22 protein-coding genes are annotated in these 22,478 nt (G+C 33.7%); 13 read left to right on the plus strand and 9 right to left on the minus strand.

Going from position 1 to position 22,478, the window contains the following annotated elements; translation table 11 throughout:
• From K6119_RS17735 to K6119_RS17745, 3 genes are read right to left on the minus strand one after another with little or no spacing between them, the layout of a single operon-like run.
• A complete protein-coding gene (locus tag K6119_RS17735) occupies positions 1-807 on the minus strand; it encodes an FkbM family methyltransferase (RefSeq protein WP_221834940.1) in 807 nt (268 codons plus the stop codon).
• A gap of 5 nt (positions 808-812) precedes the next feature.
• Positions 813-1,835 carry an O-fucosyltransferase family protein gene (locus tag K6119_RS17740; RefSeq protein ID WP_221834939.1) on the minus strand — a complete coding sequence of 341 codons (1,023 nt, stop codon included), beginning with the start codon at positions 1,833-1,835 and terminating at the stop codon, positions 813-815.
• A 2-nt stretch (positions 1,836-1,837) separates the two neighbouring features.
• A complete protein-coding gene (locus tag K6119_RS17745) occupies positions 1,838-3,028 on the minus strand; it encodes a glycosyltransferase family 4 protein (RefSeq protein ID WP_221834938.1) in 1,191 nt (396 codons plus the stop codon).
• Positions 3,029-3,209: 181 nt separating this feature from the next.
• Here K6119_RS17745 and K6119_RS17750 point away from each other — a divergent pair, with 181 nt between their 5' ends.
• The gene (locus K6119_RS17750) at positions 3,210-4,727 is read left to right on the plus strand and encodes an NAD(P)H-dependent oxidoreductase (RefSeq protein ID WP_221834937.1); all 1,518 of its coding nucleotides are present in this window, start codon (positions 3,210-3,212) and stop codon (positions 4,725-4,727) included.
• Positions 4,714-5,688, plus strand: coding sequence for an enolase C-terminal domain-like protein (locus tag K6119_RS17755; RefSeq protein WP_221834936.1), 975 nt, complete (start codon positions 4,714-4,716; stop codon positions 5,686-5,688). Before K6119_RS17750 ends, K6119_RS17755 begins: the two co-directional genes overlap by 14 nt.
• Here the strand turns inward: K6119_RS17755 and K6119_RS17760 are convergent.
• The gene (locus tag K6119_RS17760) at positions 5,677-6,732 is read right to left on the minus strand and encodes an ATP-grasp domain-containing protein (protein ID WP_221834935.1); all 1,056 of its coding nucleotides are present in this window, start codon (positions 6,730-6,732) and stop codon (positions 5,677-5,679) included. The two genes, K6119_RS17755 and K6119_RS17760, sit on opposite strands and share 12 nt — an antisense overlap.
• A gap of 44 nt (positions 6,733-6,776) precedes the next feature.
• Here K6119_RS17760 and K6119_RS17765 point away from each other — a divergent pair, with 44 nt between their 5' ends.
• The gene (locus K6119_RS17765) at positions 6,777-8,024 is read left to right on the plus strand and encodes a glycosyltransferase family protein (protein WP_221834934.1); all 1,248 of its coding nucleotides are present in this window, start codon (positions 6,777-6,779) and stop codon (positions 8,022-8,024) included.
• Here K6119_RS17765 and K6119_RS17770 read toward each other — a convergent pair.
• Together K6119_RS17770 and K6119_RS17775 are read right to left on the minus strand one after the other, a co-directional pair.
• A complete protein-coding gene (locus K6119_RS17770) occupies positions 8,021-8,662 on the minus strand; it encodes a PIG-L deacetylase family protein (protein ID WP_237828050.1) in 642 nt (213 codons plus the stop codon). The two genes, K6119_RS17765 and K6119_RS17770, sit on opposite strands and share 4 nt — an antisense overlap.
• A gap of 40 nt (positions 8,663-8,702) precedes the next feature.
• On the minus strand, positions 8,703-9,614 hold the full coding sequence (locus K6119_RS17775) for a DUF6089 family protein (RefSeq protein WP_221834933.1): 912 nt from the start codon (positions 9,612-9,614) through the stop codon (positions 8,703-8,705).
• A 144-nt stretch (positions 9,615-9,758) separates the two neighbouring features.
• Between K6119_RS17775 and K6119_RS17780 the strand changes: the two genes are divergently transcribed.
• From K6119_RS17780 to K6119_RS17790, 3 genes are read left to right on the plus strand one after another with little or no spacing between them, the layout of a single operon-like run.
• The gene (locus K6119_RS17780; protein ID WP_221834932.1) at positions 9,759-10,718 is read left to right on the plus strand and encodes an NAD(P)H-dependent flavin oxidoreductase; all 960 of its coding nucleotides are present in this window, start codon (positions 9,759-9,761) and stop codon (positions 10,716-10,718) included.
• On the plus strand, positions 10,715-11,950 hold the full coding sequence (locus K6119_RS17785; RefSeq protein WP_221834931.1) for a M16 family metallopeptidase: 1,236 nt from the start codon (positions 10,715-10,717) through the stop codon (positions 11,948-11,950). Before K6119_RS17780 ends, K6119_RS17785 begins: the two co-directional genes overlap by 4 nt.
• Positions 11,950-13,206, plus strand: a complete 1,257-nt coding sequence (locus K6119_RS17790) for a M16 family metallopeptidase (protein ID WP_221834930.1) — start codon at positions 11,950-11,952, stop codon at positions 13,204-13,206. Before K6119_RS17785 ends, K6119_RS17790 begins: the two co-directional genes overlap by 1 nt.
• 36 nt (positions 13,207-13,242) lie before the next feature.
• Here K6119_RS17790 and K6119_RS17795 read toward each other — a convergent pair whose 3' ends face one another.
• Positions 13,243-13,581 (minus strand): 7(1) septoil knot domain-containing protein, encoded by a 339-nt coding sequence (locus K6119_RS17795; protein WP_221834929.1) that lies wholly within the window; start codon positions 13,579-13,581, stop codon positions 13,243-13,245.
• A 181-nt stretch (positions 13,582-13,762) separates the two neighbouring features.
• The gene (gene recQ, locus K6119_RS17800; RefSeq protein ID WP_221834928.1) at positions 13,763-15,955 is read right to left on the minus strand and encodes a DNA helicase RecQ; all 2,193 of its coding nucleotides are present in this window, start codon (positions 15,953-15,955) and stop codon (positions 13,763-13,765) included.
• A 270-nt stretch (positions 15,956-16,225) separates the two neighbouring features.
• On the opposite strand from recQ, the gene K6119_RS17805 reads away from it, so the two are divergent.
• Genes K6119_RS17805 through K6119_RS17815 form a run of 3 tightly spaced genes read left to right on the plus strand, consistent with a single transcriptional unit; the run spans position 16,226 to position 17,553 of the window.
• Positions 16,226-16,693 (plus strand): DUF1573 domain-containing protein, encoded by a 468-nt coding sequence (locus K6119_RS17805; protein WP_237828051.1) that lies wholly within the window; start codon positions 16,226-16,228, stop codon positions 16,691-16,693.
• 47 nt (positions 16,694-16,740) lie between these two features.
• On the plus strand, positions 16,741-17,172 hold the full coding sequence (locus K6119_RS17810; RefSeq protein WP_221834927.1) for a DUF1573 domain-containing protein: 432 nt from the start codon (positions 16,741-16,743) through the stop codon (positions 17,170-17,172).
• Between the two features lie 33 nt (positions 17,173-17,205).
• Positions 17,206-17,553 carry a DUF1573 domain-containing protein gene (locus K6119_RS17815; RefSeq protein WP_237828052.1) on the plus strand — a complete coding sequence of 116 codons (348 nt, stop codon included), beginning with the start codon at positions 17,206-17,208 and terminating at the stop codon, positions 17,551-17,553.
• On the opposite strand, the gene folP is transcribed toward K6119_RS17815, so the two are convergent.
• Positions 17,522-18,391, minus strand: coding sequence for a dihydropteroate synthase (gene folP / locus K6119_RS17820; protein WP_336246098.1), 870 nt, complete (start codon positions 18,389-18,391; stop codon positions 17,522-17,524). The genes K6119_RS17815 and folP overlap by 32 nt on opposite strands.
• Before the next feature lie 77 nt (positions 18,392-18,468).
• On the opposite strand from folP, the gene K6119_RS17825 reads away from it, so the two are divergent.
• The 4 genes from K6119_RS17825 (at position 18,469) to prmA (ending at position 22,458) form a co-directional block, all read left to right on the plus strand.
• Positions 18,469-19,011, plus strand: a complete 543-nt coding sequence (locus K6119_RS17825; RefSeq protein WP_221834925.1) for a DUF1599 domain-containing protein — start codon at positions 18,469-18,471, stop codon at positions 19,009-19,011.
• A gap of 84 nt (positions 19,012-19,095) precedes the next feature.
• A complete protein-coding gene (locus tag K6119_RS17830) occupies positions 19,096-20,883 on the plus strand; it encodes a DoxX family protein (protein WP_221834924.1) in 1,788 nt (595 codons plus the stop codon).
• Complete coding sequence (gene tpiA / locus K6119_RS17835; RefSeq protein ID WP_221834923.1) at positions 20,876-21,634, plus strand: triose-phosphate isomerase; 759 nt, start codon at positions 20,876-20,878, stop codon at positions 21,632-21,634. Before K6119_RS17830 ends, tpiA begins: the two co-directional genes overlap by 8 nt.
• Positions 21,634-22,458: a 50S ribosomal protein L11 methyltransferase gene (prmA, locus tag K6119_RS17840; protein ID WP_221834922.1), complete on the plus strand. Its 825-nt coding sequence runs from the start codon at positions 21,634-21,636 to the stop codon at positions 22,456-22,458. Before tpiA ends, prmA begins: the two co-directional genes overlap by 1 nt.
• Positions 22,459-22,478 lie beyond the last annotated feature (20 nt).

Consider the following 22,478-nt stretch of genomic DNA (forward strand, 5'->3'; position numbering starts at 1 on the left):
CTAAGCTTTATACCAATCCTTTGGCAATGCAATGTGTTCTTTTTTAGTGTTGTCAAAGTCCAACTCATGTGGGAAAGTTGTTTCGAAAGTTGAGTTAGTAATTCGATCTTTTCTTAAAAAGGTAAACTCGGTAAATCGAGGAATTTCAATCCCATTCTTTGATTCTATTCCGCAACAATTATTAGGATGGTTATGAACGCAAACATGCGTTTGTAAAATTTTGTCAAAAACGAGTTTTGCAAAATGAAAGAAATCAGGATTCCACAGTTTTTCTAAAGTATGAAACTCAATTACCATAATTCTGAATCTATTCATTAATTTATCAGAGGCATTTATTAATGTGTCATATTCACCTCCTTCAATATCCATTTGTAAAAGTAAATCAGATTCATTATCATTTGGAAGTTCTTGCTGAACCCAATTGTCAATTGTAATAAAATCTTCATTATTAGTACAACCAATAAATTTCTTTATAAAGCCATATTCATTTTCAGGAAGATTTAGATTAACCTTATCAACAGATTTGTCAGCCATATAAATTTGCATGCCTTTTTTATAGCAATCCATTTCAAAATCACTAATAGCAGAAACTCCTGGCGAAAAACAGGCCTTAATATTTTCAAGATCATCTGGAACTAAATATCCACCATCCCCATTAGGTCCCATTCTGATCAGTTGGAATTGAGTTTTATGAGGGTATAATTTTTTTATCAATTCTTGAATTTGCTCTTTGTGAGTGTTCAATTCAATAGACAAATTATTTTTTGCTAATTGACCTTTAATTATGTTTTTAATAGCTCTTTTCATAAGTTTTATAATTTAAGCCAGTCTTGATTTGTGTTTGTTGATTGTCTCATGGCACAGGATAATATTGAAAAGGAAGAGTTGCCCTGATAAAATAAAAAAGCCGTTTGCGACAGTAATACCATGTCTGCTATACTTTCTTCAAATGAATCTTTAGCGCCCTGAAAATCTTTTGATTTAGAATATACCTGGTGAATCCCTACTTCATTGGAGGTTACAAATTCCTTATCAATGGAAACCATATCTAATCCAGCATCAAGAAAGAGTTTTTCAACAGTTGAATTGTCTGTAGCGAGAAACACTTTTTTACCCTTAAACTCCTTTTTTAGTTTATCAATAATTATTGATATTTCGTTTGTTGGTTGCATATCGGTCGCCCTTACATGAACGCCTATACAATCTTGAATTTTATGTCCTCTTATTTTGGAGTTGATACTTTCTATAGTACTCTCATTTAAACGAAAGGTATTTGCAAATAAATCTGTATTAAATGTAGGTCTATAATCAGCAAATAGCACCACGTCTTCTTTATAGTCATGACTAATATGTCCACCTAAAGGCATAGAATTTTTAGACATTACACAGCTTAAATATTTAAAAAAACCAAAATTTGCTGTTTTCTTGTAATGTTTCTTTTCAACCCATATTCCACCAAATTTTGGGCTAAATAGTTTAGGGAATTTATGGTAGAGTTTAGTAAAAAGAGGATTAAATGCCTGAACATAATGGTCATATAAATTATCCTCAATTTTATTTTTAAACAAAGGCGGATAGACCGTCAAGGTATTCAAATTCTCAATAACATTATTCAATTCTTTTGCGTGAGGTGCATAATAATCAACACCTATTAAATTGAAATAGTCATCAAAGAAGTTATATCCTTCACGGAAATACAAACCATCATTCCAGTCTATTATAAGTGAACGATTAGTTTTCTTTGCCAATGAAATTGCAGAAGTTAGGGTTATAAGCCTGTTACCAAGGCCTGCACACCCTTTTACTATTAAATATTTTTTCTTTGTTAAAGTCAATTTTATGCGTTAATCAATCCAAGATAAAAGTCTTTAGTTACTTTCTCTCCATATTCATTGGAAATTTTAGTATACAATTTATCGGCGTAAACTTCTATTAAATCCGGGTTTGAGCAGTACTCAAAAATGGCTGAAGTTAACCCTTCTTCTGAATTATTTGGAAATTGAATGATTTCATCATTATCGAATATATAATCAATGGTAGGGGTGTGAGGTGCTATACATGCCAAGTGCATACCACCGTATTCAAATATTTTATTAGGAGCACCATACCAATTAGAGCTTGGCATTATACCAATATTCATTTGTTTTTTTAATTCGTATAATTCTTTTCCATCAAGAAAACCAGTGAAAACAATGTTGTTTTTAGATGAAGATTTATTTACTTGGTCTTCAATTTCTTTTTTTAACATACCATCTCCAACTAAAAACAATTCCAATTTTTGATTAGGACACATTTTTACAACATTTTCAAATGCCTTAATTAAAATGTCTACACGGTGCCAAGCTAGGAATGAACCTATAAAACATAGTTTAATTCCTGTTATAGTCTCTCTTTTAATTTTTTCTATATCAAAACGTGAAAAGTCAATGTTTTGATGTATCCTAATCTTAGCTTCATCTATCCCATAACTCAATACATGCTTTTTCATTGCGTCACTATACACAACAACAAAATCAGAACTTACTAGACTCTGTTTTATTTTTTTTTCAATTAATGATTTATAGAAAGGTCGACTCTTGTAGAAGAACTCATATTCCTCCAATAAAGGAGCGTCATATATGATTATTTTTTTTTCTGTAATTTTAGCTGATAAGGAATAAGTGAGATCCGAACCAATAGTTAATAGCTCTATAGAATAATCGTAGGTCTCGTTGTTTGACAACAAAAGTTCTTTTGCACTTTTTGCTGATTTTAAAATTTGCCTTTCCCTTAAAATTGACTTAAGTTTATTAGGGATTATTTTCTTTAAAAAAGAAAAAACTTTTTTGGGAAATGAAATTGAATTTTCCTCTATTGTTGGTTCTATTATTGTATTTGTGTGAAAGTCTTTTCCATTGATAAAAACTTTATAATTTGTATCACTTTCCAATAATTTGGAAAGTGAATTCAAATATGAACCTATGGCAGATTTCCGATTAAAAATTTCAGATGAGTTTTTACCATATAGCAGAAGAATTCTTTTTGACATTAAGTTTATAAATGTTTAGAATAAAAGAAGGTGCTAAACTAATTAAAATATTATTGAATCATTTAATGATTTTTGGCATAATCGGAGATTTCTAATAACCAATAGTTCTAATAAATCTACTTATCTTTGATACGCTCCATTTGATTCAACTTCGCAATTAGGAGTTTACAACAATATATTTATGAAAATTTTAGGAATTTCAGCAAGTTTAAGAAACGCGAGAAGAGGAACGGGAAATGATACATTGATTCAAGATATAATGCAAGCCTCAACTGAGGAACAAATGCATCATTTTATTGAACAAGAAGCAGCTCTGCACTTGAAAAATTTTGAAGAGGCAGGGAGAAAAGAAAATCTTCCGTTTGACGAAATGTATACCAACCTTAAAAAACAAAAGGGAAACAAAGGTTTGAGTAATTCTGAGGTTGCATTAGTTTCAGCTTTGTGGAGCGTAAAGGAATTTGGCGTTGAAATCGATCATGTGTCACTTGCCGAGTACTTTACAGAATCTGGTGAGAAAAATCTTGATGAATTGAAGAATAAATTAATGGATGCAGACGGATATATTTTGTCTACGCCGGTGTATTTTGGAGATAGAGGATCTTTGTCTCAATCATTGATAGATATGATTAGAGCAGATGAAGCATTGAAAAATTCATTTAAAGGGAAATTGTATGCAGGAATTGCTGTTGGAGCTAAAAGAAACGGAGGCCAGGAAACAACATTGATTTATCAATTAATGGATATGTTAAATGTAGGAGCGTTAGGTGTTGGAAATGATTCTGAAACTACTTCGCAATATGGAGGAACAGGGGTTGCAGGAGATGTGGGAACTATGCCAAAAGATAAATATGGTTTAGATACTTCCATGGGAACAGGTAGGAGAATAGCAAGAGTTGTAAGATTGATGGAAATGGCTAAAGGTTATGACATGGAAGCGAAACCTAAAGTTCAGTTCTGGATTTTACAGGATAAAAATGATGTGGCGGAGAAGTATATTGAACAGTTGATACCGCACATACCAGGAATAGATGCTACAATTGTAAATTTAGGAAGCGAATACATAATGAGATGTTTGGGGTGTGATATTTGCCCAACTCATATTGATGTTGATGAGGAGTATCGTTGTATAATCAAGAGTAAAAAAGACGCCTTTTTAGATATTCATGAATTGTTTACGGAGGCTGACGCCATCATCCCGGTAGTGTTTAGTCCAAAGAACAGAAATGGTCTAGTAACAAACTATCAAAAGTTTTTGGAGCGTACTAGATATTTGAGAAGAGGAGATTATGTGTTTAGTGACTTGTTAGTGGCACCATTTATTATTGATGAATTAGGCTCTAATGAAAACCTTCATATTAGATTGGTGACGTCTATGATAAGACATCATACAATTATGTCACAACCTTTGATTTCCTTCTATAATAAAGGAGCTTTCTTGAATACAGATGACATTGTAAAAGAATTGAAAGATGTTTCTAAATTAATTACAATGACTACAATAGGCAGAGTTAGGCTGTATTCTGAAGATATGGGAGAAATGAATTACAATCCGGTTGGTTATGTGTTAAGTGTTATTAAAGATAATGAAGATCAGAAGCTTAATAAAAGAAAGCAAATGATTGAAGACAGGATTGAACGAATTAAAAGTAAGCTTGTTCACATTGTTGATTCAAAGGAAAAAAATGCAGCGAATTAGCAGAGTTGAACTTTGTAAAACTAACTATCCTTTAGTTAAACCATACATTTTATCATTTGAAACTTTACACAGTTTCAATGCTTATCATTTTGAGATTTATTTGGATGAAGGGAGATCTGCAAAAGGCGAAGTTGTGCCGCTCTACGGATATTCAGATGAGAAACCGGAAGATATTTTCAATTACCTGGAAAATAAATCTACTGAACTGGTTGATTTAGATTTGTCAGATGCTAGAAATATAGTTGAAAAGGACATTGAAGCCATACCTTTTAGCACTTCGGCGATACTCACAGCTATTGATCTCTTACTAAACCCAATAGATGATACAATTGACTTAGATACTTTCAATTATGTAACTCCTGCAAGTACTGAAAAAGTGGAAGAATTGATTGCTCTTTATAAGAAAACATGTATTGAAAATTCTTCAACCCTTAAAATCAAACTGTCCGGTAATTTTGAGATTGATAAAAAGGCACTGCTTGCTCTTGAACCTCACATAATTTCAGCAAAAGGAAATATTCGATTGGATGCTAATCAGGCATATAATATTGAAAATGGATTGACCTTTTTTGAATTTTTAAAAAATTATAGGTTCCTGACAAATATTCAATATGTTGAACAACCATTTCCTGTGAATAATTGGGAGTTCAATGAGCTGACAATTGAGTCTTTTCCTAACATCCCAATTATGTTAGATGAGTCTGTTGTAACAATAGAAGATATTGATAGATGCCATCAAATGGGAATTCCCTATATAAAACTGAAATTATATAAACAAGGAGGGATTAAAGAGTTGATTAATTGTGCCAAACACGCTAATCAACTTGGAATCAAAGTGATCTTAGGAAATGGTGTTGCTGGAGAATTAACTAATAAAATTGAAGTATTGGTTTTTGAAAATCACAAAGATCTTTTTGATCCGATACTAGAGGCAAATGGATTCAAAAAACTAATTCAGTAAATCTTTGTGATAGAATAACTGATCAAAGTATCTCAACATACGTCTGCCAAACTGAACTTTACTTTGAAGTGCCTTCACATCTTCTTTACTGTATTCCCCTAAAGCTAATTTGATTGTGATGTATGGTTCAATTAAATCATCTTGATAAATGAAGGTTGAAACTCTTGTGTTGATCTCAATTAAATAACCATCAATGAATTGAAAACATGAGTTGTAAGTAAGGGGTATTTTTTCAATAATTCGTTTACAGTACTCCATCAATTGAGGCTCGTCTACTAATTCGCCTTTAGTTATTACACCGCCTCTGTTAGCTTCTCTGGTTTTACATGTAGTGAGTAATACTTCACCATCCATTGAGATAGTCATTACATCATGCTCAACTCCTTCAACAACCTCCATGATTAAGAAATCCGGGAATTCCTCTTCTTTTTCAAAAATGGAAATGAATTCAGCCATTGACATGTAAGTGCTGACAGGCTTATAATTTAATAATAGGTCTTTTCTTGAAATACTATCATCAATAATTCTAAAGCCTCTACTTCCTTTTGAAAAATGAGGTTTAAAACACACTCTTTTTTCAGGATATCCCAATTCTTTGGCATAAGTAACAAACTCATCAAGGTTTTTAGGATAAAAATATTTTGGAATCTTAACGCCCTCAACATTTTTTAAAGCTTCATACAAGGTATACTTGTTACCGGCCAATTCTGCATCTTCATGATTTCCTACAATAACAATGGTGCCCAATGCCTCAAGTTCTTCCTTATATTTTGAAACAATTGGAACTTCATATGAAGAAACACAATAAAAAATGTCAGGTTTTTCTTTTAAGATTAGATCTTTTAAAGTCTGTATGTAATTGTTGTCAGTAGCAGCCGGAACAACATAAAATTTGTCTGAAATAAATCGTCCAATAGCTTGTGGATCCATATCAATAGCTACTATTTCTACCTTTCTTTCAGTTACTTTATGTTTTAACTGATGTATAAATGTTGATGCTCCAGGAGCTCCTGCTGCAGTTACAATAACTTTAATGTCTCTCATAAATAAAACTTGGACAACAAATATAATTAATTTAGTACCTGTAAATGGAAACAAAAGGAAAGTCAGTACTTATCATTTCTTATTATTTCCCTCCTAATCCTATTGTTGGAAGTAGAAGGTGGGCGAAATATGGGAAAGTCCTTCAAAAGCTAGGGATAGATGTTTTTGTATTGGCTGCTGAATCTCAGTCAGGAACACAATCTTCCTGGGATGATGATATAAAAGGTTTAAAAGTAAAATACATAAGCGCTTCTTATCCGGCTATATTAGATCATTGGGGTAAAAAATCTGTTGTTGAGAAAATTAAGTATAGAGTTGCTGATAAAATGGTTAAAATCAAGGTAACAGGTATGCCTTATGATAGATCCGTGTTTTGGGAGAAAGAAATGATTACTAATGCCAGTCAAATAATAGAAAAGCATAATATAAAAAATGTCATTGTAAGTACTCCTCCTCATAGAGCTTCTTACTACACTTATAAGTTAAAACAAAAGTATTCTGATATCAATTTTATGGTAGATTTCAGGGATCCATGGACTTGGGGGAGCTTTAGAGAATACCCACACTTAAATGACAAGGATAGAAAGGTGGAGGAGGAGATGGCTAAGCTTGTTGTAGATAATGCTAACACTGTCATTGTGCCCGTTGAGAAAATGGAAAAAGCTGTTGCTGAAAAATATCCGGAAATAAAGGAAAAAATCTATTTACTTTCTTCAGCCTTTGATAAAGATGATTTCAATGATGTTAATGTAAAATATCCCAAAGATAAATCTGATAAAATAAAGTTCATCTATTTTGGGTCTTTATATGACAATTTGAACGATCACATAACTGAAATTGCATCAGCTTTTTCGAAGAATAAGGACAAGGTAGAACTACATATTTATTCAAAATTTGAAACTTACAAAGAGATATTTGAAAAGTATGGATTGACAGATATTGTATTTTATCATAAACCTCTTCCATCTAACAAAATATTTCAAAAAGTTACCGAGTCCAATTTTGTTTTTTTATTCAAACCATATGAATATGGTAAGGATAATGTTTCTACAAAATATTTTGAAATTATCTATTCAAAAACCCCCGTCTTTTTGATTGGTGATAATGGAATGGCGAGTGAATTTATTGTATCTAATCAATTAGGATTTCATGCAAATGTGAACCAAGCTGAAAAAAAATTAAATCAACTCATTAACAATGAAATTCAATTGGATTACAATCTTGATTTTAATGTGGATAATCTCTCATTCCAATTCCTTGGAGCTAAGTTCAATAAAGAAATTCTAATTTAGGTTATAATCCATCTAAGAATATCAAAACATTCTGCATATTCTGTGTTGATTTGAACCCCTCTTGTAGTTGCCAATGAACGAATAAAGTTTTCGTTAGCATAATTTCTATGTGCTTGAGATTCATATTCAGCCAATGCCTCCACTTTAGCTTTCACATTCTCCTCATCCAACATTACAAAAGTTGATGTTGTAAAAGTTAGGTTGTTCCAAGGCATTTCGTATTGCAGGACAGTAGAAAATTTAAAAGCTCTTAAGCCTTCTTCAGCTACTGTTTTGTGATCTTGATGAATATCTGTTAAAGAAGGTATAAATACAATATTGGGATTGATTTCTTTTCTAAATTTGATAAGGTCATCAAGAATCTCTTGTCTATGATAATTCATGGTTCGTACCATGTAATCCAACAGAATTAAGTTTTCAGGTTTAATTCCTAATCTTTTAGTAGCACGTTTAACTTCTGTTCTTAAAATATCACCAGGAAATTTATCCAGTACTGATCTTTCGCAGGCTGAAAAAGCAACGCAGTAAACTTCGTGCCCTTCATTCACAAATTTGTTAATAGTACCTCCGCATCCGAACTCTGCATCATCAGTGTGAGGTGCAAGGACAAGAATCCTCTGTTTTTCAGAAATCTTCAAAACTCAATAAAATTTAAATGTAATTTGAAAAGATATACGATTAGAACTTAGCTTTTGTTCCACCAAATCTTCTTCTTCTTCCGTACATCCATGAATAGTTTCTTCTGTAGAAACCATTTCTGGTTCTAATCAAGTAACTATAAGATACAGTCATCAACATGTAGTTATCTCTATCAGTAGGGTCTCCTCTAGGTGAACCTGGTCCATACTGAGCCGCCGCAGGTACACCAACTTGATTGATGTATTGATTAGCCATCATAGCTGCAACTGGATCTCCTGACATTTGGCTAGGATCTACATATACAGTTGAAATGTCATCTAAATAATCAGTGAATGTCCAGCTCCATTGGAATTCAAAACCAATTCTGTGTTGTCTCTTGTGTGTGAAGAAAAATCCACCTCCGAATGGCATTTGAAATGCTACGGGTGAGTATTTAACTCCTTCGGTCATCAATGGACGTAATCTGATTTTATCACCAGTACCCATGTATTGACCTTTTGGTCCGTGTATCACAGTTCCTAAACCTGCAAAGAAATAAGTTTGATAATCTGTTTGATACATTCCTCTAAATCCAACATCACTTACAGATAAAATTTGAGGGTAATATTCAAACTTTGCTGAGATGTCAAAAATGTCGTTAGTGAAATTTAAATTTCTTCCTCTTCTTGCCCTGTTTTCAGAATTTGAATCCATCCCTTGTAAGCGGGCATACGTAATACTACCATTTATAGCAAATAATGGGTGAAATCTGTAATTGATGAAAGGTCCAACAGCCCAACGAGTGTCAGCCAATTCCATATTGTATACGAAGTTTCTCGCTTCATCTCCTCCTCCAATGTCACCTAAAAAATTAGTAACACCTGCACGCATACCAAACCCTAAATTGTAACGTTGAGCGCTTGCAACAGTACTCAAACCAAGGGCGATAAATAGAATTAATAATTTTTTCATTTCACAGTTTCTGATGTAAAAGTAAGTTTTATCTACTTAAATACAGAGTTTCAAAGCACTAAAGTACTAAAAAAATCTATTTAAGTAAAATACGAATATTATGCCACAGGGGTTGTTTTAAAATCTATTATCTTTAAAAACCTTATGGAGCGTAATAGAATAACAGAATTATTAGGGATTAAATATCCCATTATTCAAGCCGGAATGATTTGGTGTTCTGGTTGGGAATTGGCAGCAGCAGTGAGTAATGCAGGTGGACTTGGGATTATTGGATCCGGTTCAATGTACCCTGAAGTTTTAGATGAGCATATTACAAAATGTAAAGCCGCGACAGATAAACCTTTTGCCGTTAATTTACCAATGATTTATCCTGCCATTGATCAGCATATTGAAACCATTATTAAACACGGCGTTAAAGTTGTTTTTACTTCAGCAGGTAATCCTAAAACCTGGACAAAACATTTAAAGGATCACGGTATTACAGTTGTTCACGTTGTATCTTCATTAAAGTTTGCTTTGAAATCAGAAGAAGCCGGAGTTGATGCTGTTGTGGCAGAAGGATTTGAAGCCGGTGGACATAATGGTATTGATGAAACAACCACTTTAGCACTTATTCCTACAGTTAGAAAACAACTTAAAATTCCTTTGATTGCAGCAGGAGGAATCGCTACAGGTAGAGGAATGTTAGCTGCAATGATTTTAGGTGCTGATGGAGTTCAAATAGGTTCAAGATTTGTTGCTTCAGAAGAGTCGTCTGCACACATTAATTTTAAAAAGCAAGTAGTTGAAACCGGTGACGGAGGAACTAAACTTACCTTGAAAGAATTAACGCCTGTACGTCTTATTAAAAACGAATTTTTTAATAGGGTAGAAGAGGCCTATCAAAAAGATGCTTCAATAGAAGAATTAAAAGAATTATTGGGTAGAGGAAGGGCTAAAAAAGGAATGTTTGAAGGTGATCTTGAGGAGGGTGAACTAGAAATTGGACAAGTTGCAAGTATTATTGATGAAATAAAACCTGCTGCTCAAATAATTGAAGAAATATTAGCAGAATATAAAAATGCATTAGCTGAAACTGCAGATGGTAAATTTAATTTCGCATGATTGAATTTGAAAAATTTGAATTAGACAACGGACTTAAGGTGATTTTTCATCAAGATTTAACTACTCCAATGGCGGTAGTTGATATTGTCTATAATGTAGGAGCTAGAGATGAAAACGAAAATCGCACAGGCTTTGCTCATCTATTTGAACACTTGATGTTCGGAGGGTCTAAGAATATTGAAAATTTTGATGCTCCATTGCAAATGGCAGGAGGTGAGTGCAATGCATTTACTAATAATGACATCACAAATTATTATGATATTCTTCCAGCTCAAAATTTGGAAACTGCATTGTGGCTGGAAAGTGATCGAATGCTAGAATTGGCTTTTACTCCCAAGAGTTTAGAAGTACAAAGAAACGTTGTGATTGAAGAGTTTAAACAACGATATCTGAATCAACCTTATGGTGATGTTTGGTTGGAATTGCGTCCGTTGATATATCAGCAGCATCCCTATAAATGGGCAACTATTGGTAAAAATATAGATCACATAGCTGACGCTACAATGGAAGATGTTAAATCATTTTTCTTTAAGCACTATTCTCCTTCAAATGCAACAATGGTTATTGGAGGGAATCTAGATTTTGACGAGGTAAAAGAATTGGTTATTAAGTGGTTTGGGGATATTCCGGCAAGAGAAAAGTACGAAAGAAAGTTATCAGCTGAACCTGCTCAAAATGAAAAAAGAGAAAAGACCATTGTTAGAGATGTACCTTCAGATGCTATTTATATGGCATTTAGAATGGCAGAAAGAACTTCGCCAGATTTTTATGTAGGTGATTTGGTATCGGACTTATTGGGAAGAGGAAAATCTTCAAGATTTTTTCAGGAGTTGATTACCGAAAAAAAATTATTTACGCAAGCTTCTGCTTATGTTTCAGGAGGCTGGGAAGATGGTTTGTTTATCGTTTCAGGACAACTCACTTCCGGGGTCAGCTTTAGTGAAGCAGAAGAAGCTATATGGTTGGAATTGAATAAACTTCATTTAAACCCTATAGATGAAAGGGAACTAACTAAAGTCAAAAACAAATTCAAAACATCTAAGGTTTTTTCAGAACAACCATTAATGAACCGAGTAATGAATATTGCATTGTTTGATATGATGGGAAAACTGGATGAGGTAAATAATGAACTGCAAAAATATGATGCAGTTACATCAGAGAACATTAAGAATTTTGCTAAGTATTTACTTATACCTGAAAATTCATCAACACTAAAGATTAAAGCTAAGTAATGGACAGAACATTATCACCAAAATTTGTAATTGCAGATCAGTTAGATTTAATCTTCCCTGAGCGCATAGAATTGAAAAATGGCTGTGTCCTCTATTGGATGAAGGATGTCAAGGATGAAGCTGTTAAATTAGATATTGACTGGGAAGCAGGAACTAAGTATCAAGATCAAAAATTGATTTCCAGCTTTACTAATAAATTGCTCTTGTCTGGATCAGAAGAATTATCATCTAAACAAATAGATGAAGAGATGGATTTCTACGGTGGGTTTTATCAGATGCAACTTGATAAAGATCATGCTGGAATTACTTTATATGGGTTGACAGAAAATATGAATGATATTTTTTCTGTTTTTTCAAAGGCATTTAGTGTGGCTAATTTTCCTCAAAACGAGTTGGATAAGGAAAGAACAATCGCCATTGAAAAATTTAAGATTGAACAGCAAAAAGTAAAGGTCATTTGTAGACAGTTATTTACACCTAACCTTTTTGGTGCAGATACGGCTTATGGTCAGGTTGCTGAATTATCAGATTTTGATGCACTTAACAGTGATGAGCTGAGAAGGTTTTTTAATACGCACTACAAAACAGCTCCAACATTATTCCTTACTGGTAATGTGAATAAAGATTTTATTGAAGTTTTAAGAGATTGGTCTGCTAATTTTCAGACACCTATTAAAACAAATTTAATTCAGGAATTTACTCAAACCAATGGAAGAGTGCATCATGAAAAAGTTGATGCAATTCAAACGGCTATTCGAATTGGAAGGTTAATGTTTGATAAAAAACATCCTGACTATTTTGGTTTTCAGCTTTTGAACACCATTTATGGCGGATATTTCGGGTCGCGCTTAATGGCCAATATTAGAGAAGATAAAGGCTACACATATGGAATTGGTTCAGGCATGGCTGTTATGCAAGATGCAGGATACTTTTTTATAGCTACTGAAGTTGGAAAAGATGTGAAGGATGACGCAGTGAAAGAGATCTTCAATGAAATGAATAAATTAAAAGAAGCTCCGGTTTCTGAAGAAGAGTTAACCAAGGTGAAGAACTATATGTTGGGAGAATTTTTGCGACAAGCTGATGGTCCTATGGCCTTGATTGAAGTGTTCAAAAATATCTATTACAATAAATTACCTAAAAGCTATTATGCAGATTTTATTCAAGCTATTCATGATGCAACTCCTCAAAGTTTGCAGGATCTAGCGAATAAATATTTTGTAGAAGAAGAGATGCTGGTTGTAACAGCAGGATAAATAAAAAGCGGAACATTTGCTCCGCTTTTTTTATTTCTAACATCCTTCTCCGTAGTCTACGATTTTGATTTTAAAATCTTCACCGTAATCTACCCATTTAATTTTGTGATCTTCTCCGTAGTCTACTTCTTTCCATTTTCCTTTATTATCCTCTCCGTAGTCAACCCATTTAATTTTAACATCTTCTCCGTAGTCTACCTTTTTTACTTTATAGTCTTCTCCGTAATCTACAATTTTAATTTTCCCGTAAACTTCACAAGCCGGATTTCCTTTTGATTCCATTTCGTTATCAGATGAAATAAAACTGCTAAGTCCAATGCTGCCAAGCGTCAAAGCCCCGGCAACAACTAGCGTTTTTGTATTGAGTAATTTCATGATTTAATTTTTAGTTTCTTAAATATATCAAATTACTAACCATCAAATCAATGATTTATCAACTTTTTAACCAAACATGAAGAAAAAATCTAATTGAAAATAGCTAATTGCCCATTGCTAATTGCTAATTGAAAATTGCTAATTGCTAATTGCACATTGTTAATTGAAAACTGCTAATTGTTTAATTTGCCATTTCACTCATGAACTTAATTCGCATTAATCTGAGTTGATCCTCATCATAATCACCTTCAAATTCTTCATGAGCTTCTTTTAAGCTATCAGTTTCAGCTTCCAAAAAGTACTCGTAAATATCCTCTTGATCATCTTCGTCAAGTACATCATTGATGTAATAGTCAATATTGATTTTAGTACCAGAACTTACAATAGCTTCAATTTCTGCAATAACATCTGCCAATTCTTTGCCCTGTGAAGAAGCAATTACGTCTAATGGCATTTTTCTATCTACATTCTGAATGATATGAACCTTTAATCCTGATTTATTGACTACAGATTTTACTACAAAATCTTGTGGTCTGTCAATTTCATTTTCATCAACATATCTTTTGATAAGATCGATAAAAGGTCTGCCGTATCTTGTTGCTTTTCCTTGCCCAACACCTTGTATATTAGTCAATTCTTCTTCTGATATTGGGTATTGAATAGCCATATCATTTAAAGAAGGTTCCTGGAATATTACAAATGGCGGGATGTTTTTGTCTTTAGAAATCTTTTTTCTTAAATCCACTAACATTTGAAAGAGATTATCATCAACAGAAGCACCACCACCTTTTTGATTTATAATGATTGGTTCGTCAATTTCAGCAGAATAATCGTGCTCTTTTAATAACTTAAATGAACTTGGATTACTCATGAAATCTCTACCTTCTTTAGTAATCTTTAAAGTTCCGTAGCTCTCAATTTCTTTTGTCAATAAACCTCTAACCAATATTTGTCTTGCAACCGCATTCCAGTGATTGTAGTCTTGCGATTTGCCCTTTCCAAATAGTGGAGCTTGATTATGCTTGTATGATTTAATTTCAGAAGTCTCCTTACCCGCTAAGAAATTACATACGTATTTTGCTTTTTGAGTTTCTTTTAAAAAGTCTACAGCTTCCAGGAACAAAGCAACATCATCTTTTCCCTCAAATTCTTCTCTAGGATTCTTGCAATTGTCGCACATACAGTTGCACTTTGAATCATCATAAACTTCTCCAAAATAATGTAATATGTACTTTCTTCTGCATACTGAAGTTTCTGCGTATGAAACTATCTCATGTAACAATTGTCTTCCTACTTCTTGCTCTGAAATAGGTTTTCCGTGAAGAAACTTCTCTAGTTTTTCTATGTCTTTATAGCTGTAAAATGTTAAACAAACACCTTCACCGCCATCACGTCCTGCTCTACCGGTTTCTTGATAATAACTTTCTAAGCTTTTAGGAATATCATGATGTATTACAAATCTCACATCAGGTTTGTCAATTCCCATCCCAAATGCAATAGTGGCAACAATTACTTCCACTTCCTCCATCAAAAACATGTCTTGATGTTTTGCTCTTACATTAGATTCTAATCCTGCGTGGTATGGAAGTGCATTAATGTCATTGACTTGCAACAATTCTGCAATTTCCTCTACCTTTTTTCTACTCAAGCAGTAAATTATACCGGATTTACCTGGGCGTTCTTTTATAAATCGAATGATGTCTTTTTCAACATCTCTTTTAGGTCGAACTTCGTAAAATAGATTCTCGCGATTAAATGACATTTTAAAAACCGTTGCATCTAGCATGTTAAGGTTTTTTTGAATGTCATGCTGCACTTTGGGAGTGGCAGTTGCTGTTAAGGCAATAATCGGAACGTTGGATATTTTTTCAAAAATCTCTCTTAATCTTCTGTATTCAGGTCTGAAATCATGTCCCCACTCTGAAATACAATGTGCCTCATCTATAGCAAAGAATGAAATCTCAACTCCAGTTAAAAAATCAATATTTTCCTGCTTAGTAAGCGATTCAGGAGCTACGTATAGTAATTTGGTCTTTCCGTCCTGAATATCTTCTTTCACCTTTTTTATCTCCGTCTTTGTTAAAGATGAATTTAAAAAATGGGCTATGTCGTCAGAATCACTGACATGTCTAATTGCGTCAACTTGATTTTTCATCAAGGCGATCAAAGGCGATACTATGATCGCAGTACCTTCAGATAAAAGCGCGGGTAATTGATAACACAAAGATTTACCTCCCCCAGTTGGCATGATTACAAAAGTATTCTTGCCTTCTAGAACATTTTGGATGATTGATTCTTGTTCCCCCTTGAATCCGTCAAATCCAAAATACTTTTTTAAAGATCCATTTAATTCGTTTCTGGTCGTTGAAATCATTTATTTAATTCACTTTTTTGTCACTGATGTTCCTAAACTTTTAGATTGAGATATACAGTGGAAAAAACACCTTACAACTGCCTTAAAATCATTAAAACAACTAATTAAAGTTAAGTAATTACATTTATATAAAACAGTATTAACCGAAAAAAAGTTGGGAAAAAATATCGGGCTTGTTAATGAATTGTTAAAGTTACCTTCTAAATAGCAACCTTTTGTATATTTGGTATCGTTATTGTGTATGATTTCGTACATCAAACAAAATGTAAGATGAGAAAATTTTTAATGACATTCAGCCTAATTTGTGCATCTGCAATAGTAACTAACTTCACATTTGCTCAAAACAATGGTACTCCTGATCCGGTAGAACCTACTAGCGGGGCAGTTCTTAAAATGAATAAGGATGTTCATGATTATGGTACCATTACGCAAGGTGATGATGGTAATTGTACTTTTACAATTACAAATACAGGTACAGAAGCCTTGATTATTTCATTGTGTAAAGGGTCATGTGGATGTACAGTGCCGGTTTGCCCACAGGAACCAATTCCTCCAGGTGAGTCTGTTGATATTACAGTAAAATACAATACGAGTAAAGTAGGTCCTATCCAGCGTTCAGTGACAATTAGCTCTAACGCCTCAAATGAACCTAAAAAAGTGATTCGTATTAAAGGAAACGTAAAAGCAAAACCAACTGGTTCAGCCCCATTTAATACAGGCGGACCGACAGTAAATTAAATAAATTAATAACCTCCGTTATAACGGAATTTTAAACCAAATAAGTAATGAGAAAAGCAATTTTTACACTTAGTCTTTTAGTTGCAGCATTTGTTGGATTCAACGCAAATGCACAAGAAGTACAAACTCAGCCTACTAGTAAAGCTGTTATCACAATCGATAAAGAAACACACGATTATGGTACAATTACACAAGGAGATAATGGTGAGTGCGAATTCGTAGTAACTAATACAGGTTCTGAACCTTTGATTATTTCAAGATGTAAAGGATCTTGTGGATGTACAGTTCCAACTTGTCCTCAAGAGCCAATCGCTCCTGGTAAATCAGCAGTTATTAAAGTAAAATATGATACTAACAGAGTTGGGCCTATCGCTAAATCTGTTACAATTACTTCAAATGCTGGTAACGAGCCAAATAAAGTTATTAGAATTAAAGGACAGATTAAAGCTAAACCAGCTGATACTGCTCCTACAAATTAATTAATGAGGCTATTTTTTGCGATCATAATAGCAATGAATTCCGCGTTCACTTTAACTAGTGGCGCGGAATTCTCATTTAAAGAGCGCACTTTTAAGTTTCCGGATACCCAACAAGGAGAACTTTTAAAACATGATTTTCATTTTACAAATACCGGAGACGAACCTTTAATCATTAGCAATTATAAAGTAGCCTGTACTTGTACCAAGATTACCTTTCCAACTGAACCCATCTTACCTGGAAAATCAGGTGTGATTCATTTGACATTTGATACCACCTCGGCCTACGACTACCAACACAGAAAAATTCAGATTTTTTCAAACGCTAAAAAAAATCCAACGGTAATTAGTTTTAAAGTGATTGTGATTCCTCACAATGAATAAGCTTTCCAAGCTTAACTGATTCAACAGCTTCCTTAACATCATGAACTCTTAAGATAGCAGCTCCTTTGCTCAAAGCAATGGTATTTAAAACAGTTGTTCCATTTAAACTCTCATCTGAAGTGATATTGAGAGATTTATAGATCATTGATTTTCTAGAAATCCCTACCAATATTGGACAATCATGTAAATGCAATAACTCAAGCTGCTTCATTAATTGAAAATTTTGCCCAACATCCTTGCTAAAACCAAATCCGGGATCGATAATTATGTCCTTAATTCCCGCTTTTCTGGCCTTACTTATCTGTTGAGAAAAGTATAGTTGAATGTCCTGAATTAAATCTTTATACTGATTGAGTGATTTCATATTTTGAGGAGTTCCTTTCATATGCATCATGATGTAGGGAACATTCAATTGAGCAACCGTTTCAAACATCTTTTCATCTAGTTGACCACCTGAAATATCATTGACTATATCTGCTCCATTTTTAACTGCTTCAATGGCTACTTTTGATCTAAAAGTATCAATTGAAATAAGTATATTCGGAAAAGAATTTTTTAAGGATTTTATAGCGGTTGCAGTTCTTTCAACTTCCTCTTCAACAGAAATATCTTTGGCACCCGGACGAGAAGAGTATCCGCCAATATCAAGAATGTGAGCGCCTTCTTCCACCATTTTTGCTGCTTTTTGCAAAAGTTGATCTTCAGAAGAAATTCTACTTTCGGCAAAGAAACTGTCTGGCGTTACGTTGAGAATTCCCATTACAATAGGACCATCAAAATTCATCAAGCTTCCTGCACAATTCATCTGAAACTTCGAACAAAAAAATGTATCTTTCACGGCTAAAATTATTTGTTATCCGGATGCGATCTCATTACTTTTAATAGGAGATTTGCACCACAAAGCTGATTTTATCAATGTCAAAAACTGCTGATCAATATAAAAAAGTAATCGCCAAATGTAGGTCAATCTTTGAGAAAAAAGGTAAGGATTATGGTACTGCTTGGCGTATTTTAAGAATTAGTTCATTGACAGATCAAATTTTTATCAAAGCTCAACGCATTAGAACAATACAAGAAACCGGAGTCAATAAAGTGGGAGAGGATATTGAAGGAGAATTCATTGCTATTGTTAATTACTGCGTAATGGGATTGATTCAATTGGAATTAGGAGCTGATGCAGAAGTAGAGATGCCAATGGATAAGGTAGTGGCCTTATATGATGAAAAGACCAATCAGGCATTTGATTTAATGGAGAAAAAGAATCATGATTATGGCGAAGCATGGAGGGACATGAGAGTATCTTCACATACAGATTTAATCATGATGAAAATATTGCGCACCAAACAAATTGAGGATAACGACGGAAAAACTTTAATTTCTGAGGGTATTGATGCCAATTATTTGGACATGTTAAACTATGCAGTTTTCGCCCTTATCCTTTTGGATGAACAATCATAATGTTAGAATTCTGTTAAGAACCAATATGATCTGTAAAGAACCATTACTTTTGTCAAAAGTCAATTCAAACTAAAATACCAAGCCATGGATGATATGCGATTGAGAAATCAAAAACCTGATGTTGCAGGTAGATCTTTATTGCTAAATGTGATTTTCGTTTTGTTGAATGTCACAGGTGTTGTTTTAACAGTAATAGGATTTCACGAATCAACCTCAGATTCTAATTCTCTTGTGTTAAGCATAATGGGAATGTCCCTAATAGCAATTAGTTTGTTTGTCTTGTTTATGCTCAAAGGTCTTTTCCTTTTTTCATATGTCGCCAGAGCTTTTGTGGGAGGTTTGTTTATTGTGTCGGGTCTAGTAAAAGCTAATGATCCATGGGGTTTTGCTTTTAAATTAGAAGAATATTTTTCACCGCAAGGTTTAACAGCAGATTATGGCTTTTTTGGTTGGTTTGCAGATTATACATTGGAACTTTCAATCCTGATTTGTGTTGCTGAAATCGTATTGGGGGCAGCTGTAATTTTAGGAGGTAAAATCAAATTGGCATCATGGTCACTTTTATTGATGATGATATTCTTTACCTGGCTTACCTGGTATACTGCAAGTTGTAATGCTAATCAAATGTTGGCAATGGAAACAGGTCAGGAGTTTACTAGAGATTGTGTAACAGATTGTGGTTGTTTTGGTGATGCATTGAGAGGTTCGGTCGGTAGGTCCTTAACTCCCTATGAGTCATTCTGGAAAGATATTGTATTGTTCTATTTTGTGATTATCATTTTTGTTAATCAATGGAAGATTAACTTAAACTCTATTAAAGAAAATTGGATAATGGTACCGGCTTCAATGGTGGTAATTATCTTCTTTTCTTATGTTTTTGATATGTGGTGGTTCCCAATCTTCTTCGGTTTAATTGCCTTGTTGGGAAGCTTTGTGATAGGAAATATAAATATTGGAAAAATGGCCAAGCCATGGAAAATGGCTGCTTATGTTTCCTTATTGGCATTGATTTTCAGCCTTTATACTTCTCATTATTTACCAATTAAAGATTACAGAGCATACGCCATTGGAAATAATATCAAAGAACAAATGTCCAATGGTATTCCAAGAATTTCAGAATGGAAATTCAAGTATAAAAATCTTCAAACTGGTAAAGAAGAGTTGTTTGATGCCAGTGAATATGAAGTTTATGGGGATACTACTATGTACGAATACGTAGGAAGGGAAGAAATTGTAATTGATCCGGGTAAAGATCCATCTATAACGGATTTTGTGGCAACGCTTGAATATGAGAAGTTGACTGATGCAGAAAAGAAAATTCCTTATGTAGATTCGTTGTTTGAATGGGATTATGAGAATTATTATGAAGAGAAAATGATTTTAACGCATGATTACGGTGCGGATACAATTGCTGCATTGGAATATGATACGCTTTTCTATCCTGATTCTCTATATAAGGCTGGTGACGTATATTGGGATTTAATTGATCCTTCTGCGCCATGGGTGATTGATATGACTCAATATTTATTGAATTCAGAGAATTTGTTGTTAATGACAATTAGAGATATTGAGAATATCAATGAAGGTTCAATAGATGATTTTTCTGAATTATTGACAAAGTCTAAGGAAGCAAACATCCCTTTTTATGTACTTTCTCCTGCAACAGCTGAACAAATTTCAACTTTTAAATCAAAGTATAATTTTGACGCTACTTTCATGCAATTTGATGGAACTGAGATTAAAATTATAGTGCGTTCTAATCCAGGTTTAGTTTGGTTGCAAAACGGAACTGTGAAAGATAAATGGCCAAGTAGGTCAATTCCGGATTTTGATTCTATCTTTGAAGACGAGATAGAAAATCAACATGAGTAAACAAATATTAGCCGGAAACTGGAAAATGAATCTGGACTATGCAGAAGCTAAAAAGCTAGTTCAGGATCTCTTAAAACTTAAAGACAAATTCAATAAAGATGCAGAAGTGGTAATTTGCCCTTCTCCTGTATATATTGCAGTTTTTGCAGAGATTCTAGCCAAAGAAAAATGGATTAAATTAGGTGCTCAAAACTGTTACTTTGCAGATAATGGGGCCTATACTGGGGAAGTTTCACCAGTTCAATTAAAATCTTTAGAAGTAGATTACTGTATAGTTGGTCACTCTGAAAGACGAGATTTTTTTAATGAAGATTATGCTTTATTGGCAAAAAAAACCAAGGCTTTATTGAATCATGGAATTACACCAATCTTTTGTTGTGGTGAGCAATTACAAGTGAGAGAAAGTAATGTCTATCGAGAATTTGTGATGAAACAAATCGAAGAAGCTTTATTCTCCTTGAGTGCAGAGGAAATTTCAAAAGTGGTTATCGCTTATGAACCGGTTTGGGCAATTGGAACTGGAAAAACTGCAACTGCTGAACAAGCACAAGAAATACATGCCTTAATTCGCGCTAGAGTAACCGCGAAATTCGGAGAAAAAGTGGGCAAAGAAATTTCCATTATCTACGGTGGAAGTTGCAAACCGGAAAATGCCAAAGAACTTTTTGCTCAAAACGATATCAATGGAGGGTTGATCGGAGGAGCGTCTTTAGTAGCTAAAGATTTTTGTGAAATAAGCAACTCATTTTAATGGATTACATTGAAGTAGAAATGGATTTCAATCCTGTTGAACCATGGAGAGATATTGCCATATCAGAAATGGGAGAGGAAGGTTTTGACAGTTTTGTTGAAACCAAAACAGGAGTGAAAGGTTATATTCCCGAAAAACACTTTTCTCAAGAATGGGCAGAGTCCTATGGACAAAGAGAATATGTGAAAAATATTGAGTGGAAGAAGATTGAGGATCAGAATTGGAATGCCAAATGGGAGTCAAATTTTGAACCTGTTATTATAGAGGATCAAATTGTTATTAAAGCACCATTTCATAATCAATCTTTTGATGCTCCTATAGTTGTTACCATTCAACCTCAAATGTCTTTTGGAACAGGCCATCACCAAACAACATGGATGATGTCTAAAAGATTGAACGAGATTGATCTGGATGGGAAAGAAGTGCTGGATATGGGCACTGGTACAGGTGTTTTGGCTATCCTGGCTGAAATAAAAGGTGCCAAATACGTGTATGCTCCGGATATTGATGAATGGTCTTTCAATAATGCCATTGAAAATATTGCATTAAATGATTGTTCTAACATTGAAGTGGCTTTGGGTGATCATCAGTTGTTAGCTGGAAAGATATTTGATGTGATCGCAGCTAATATCAACAAGAATGTACTGATTGAACAATTTTCAGTATATTCAAGATGTTTAAAACCTGAAGGCAAATTGCTGATAAGTGGATTTTTTGCTACTGATCAGGAAGATTTGAAGAAAGTAGCCAATGAAAATGGCTTTATTTTTGAAGATACCTTAACTAAAGATGGTTGGGCAATGATGCAGTTTAAAAAAGCCTAATCCATATTAAATTAAAAACC

This window comes from Paracrocinitomix mangrovi, from assembly GCF_019740355.2.
In the GTDB taxonomy this organism is placed as follows: domain Bacteria; phylum Bacteroidota; class Bacteroidia; order Flavobacteriales_D; family Crocinitomicaceae; genus Paracrocinitomix; species Paracrocinitomix mangrovi.

Excerpts from the sequence above, each read along its gene's own strand:
- K6119_RS17735 (WP_221834940.1), bottom strand. The coding sequence starts at position 807 with ATGAAAAGAGCTATTAAAAACATAATTAAAGGTCAATTAGCAAAAAAT.
- K6119_RS17745 (WP_221834938.1), bottom strand. The coding sequence starts at position 3,028 with ATGTCAAAAAGAATTCTTCTGCTATATGGTAAAAACTCATCTGAAATT.
- K6119_RS17750 (WP_221834937.1), top strand. The coding sequence starts at position 3,210 with ATGAAAATTTTAGGAATTTCAGCAAGTTTAAGAAACGCGAGAAGAGGA.
- K6119_RS17755 (WP_221834936.1), top strand. The coding sequence starts at position 4,714 with ATGCAGCGAATTAGCAGAGTTGAACTTTGTAAAACTAACTATCCTTTA.
- K6119_RS17760 (WP_221834935.1), bottom strand. The coding sequence starts at position 6,732 with ATGAGAGACATTAAAGTTATTGTAACTGCAGCAGGAGCTCCTGGAGCA.
- K6119_RS17765 (WP_221834934.1), top strand. The coding sequence starts at position 6,777 with ATGGAAACAAAAGGAAAGTCAGTACTTATCATTTCTTATTATTTCCCT.
- K6119_RS17775 (WP_221834933.1), bottom strand. The coding sequence starts at position 9,614 with ATGAAAAAATTATTAATTCTATTTATCGCCCTTGGTTTGAGTACTGTT.
- K6119_RS17780 (WP_221834932.1), top strand. The coding sequence starts at position 9,759 with ATGGAGCGTAATAGAATAACAGAATTATTAGGGATTAAATATCCCATT.
- K6119_RS17785 (WP_221834931.1), top strand. The coding sequence starts at position 10,715 with ATGATTGAATTTGAAAAATTTGAATTAGACAACGGACTTAAGGTGATT.
- K6119_RS17790 (WP_221834930.1), top strand. The coding sequence starts at position 11,950 with ATGGACAGAACATTATCACCAAAATTTGTAATTGCAGATCAGTTAGAT.
- K6119_RS17795 (WP_221834929.1), bottom strand. The coding sequence starts at position 13,581 with ATGAAATTACTCAATACAAAAACGCTAGTTGTTGCCGGGGCTTTGACG.
- recQ (WP_221834928.1), bottom strand. The coding sequence starts at position 15,955 with ATGATTTCAACGACCAGAAACGAATTAAATGGATCTTTAAAAAAGTAT.
- K6119_RS17805 (WP_237828051.1), top strand. The coding sequence starts at position 16,226 with ATGAGAAAATTTTTAATGACATTCAGCCTAATTTGTGCATCTGCAATA.
- K6119_RS17810 (WP_221834927.1), top strand. The coding sequence starts at position 16,741 with ATGAGAAAAGCAATTTTTACACTTAGTCTTTTAGTTGCAGCATTTGTT.
- K6119_RS17815 (WP_237828052.1), top strand. The coding sequence starts at position 17,206 with ATGAATTCCGCGTTCACTTTAACTAGTGGCGCGGAATTCTCATTTAAA.
- K6119_RS17825 (WP_221834925.1), top strand. The coding sequence starts at position 18,469 with ATGTCAAAAACTGCTGATCAATATAAAAAAGTAATCGCCAAATGTAGG.
- K6119_RS17830 (WP_221834924.1), top strand. The coding sequence starts at position 19,096 with ATGGATGATATGCGATTGAGAAATCAAAAACCTGATGTTGCAGGTAGA.
- tpiA (WP_221834923.1), top strand. The coding sequence starts at position 20,876 with ATGAGTAAACAAATATTAGCCGGAAACTGGAAAATGAATCTGGACTAT.
- prmA (WP_221834922.1), top strand. The coding sequence starts at position 21,634 with ATGGATTACATTGAAGTAGAAATGGATTTCAATCCTGTTGAACCATGG.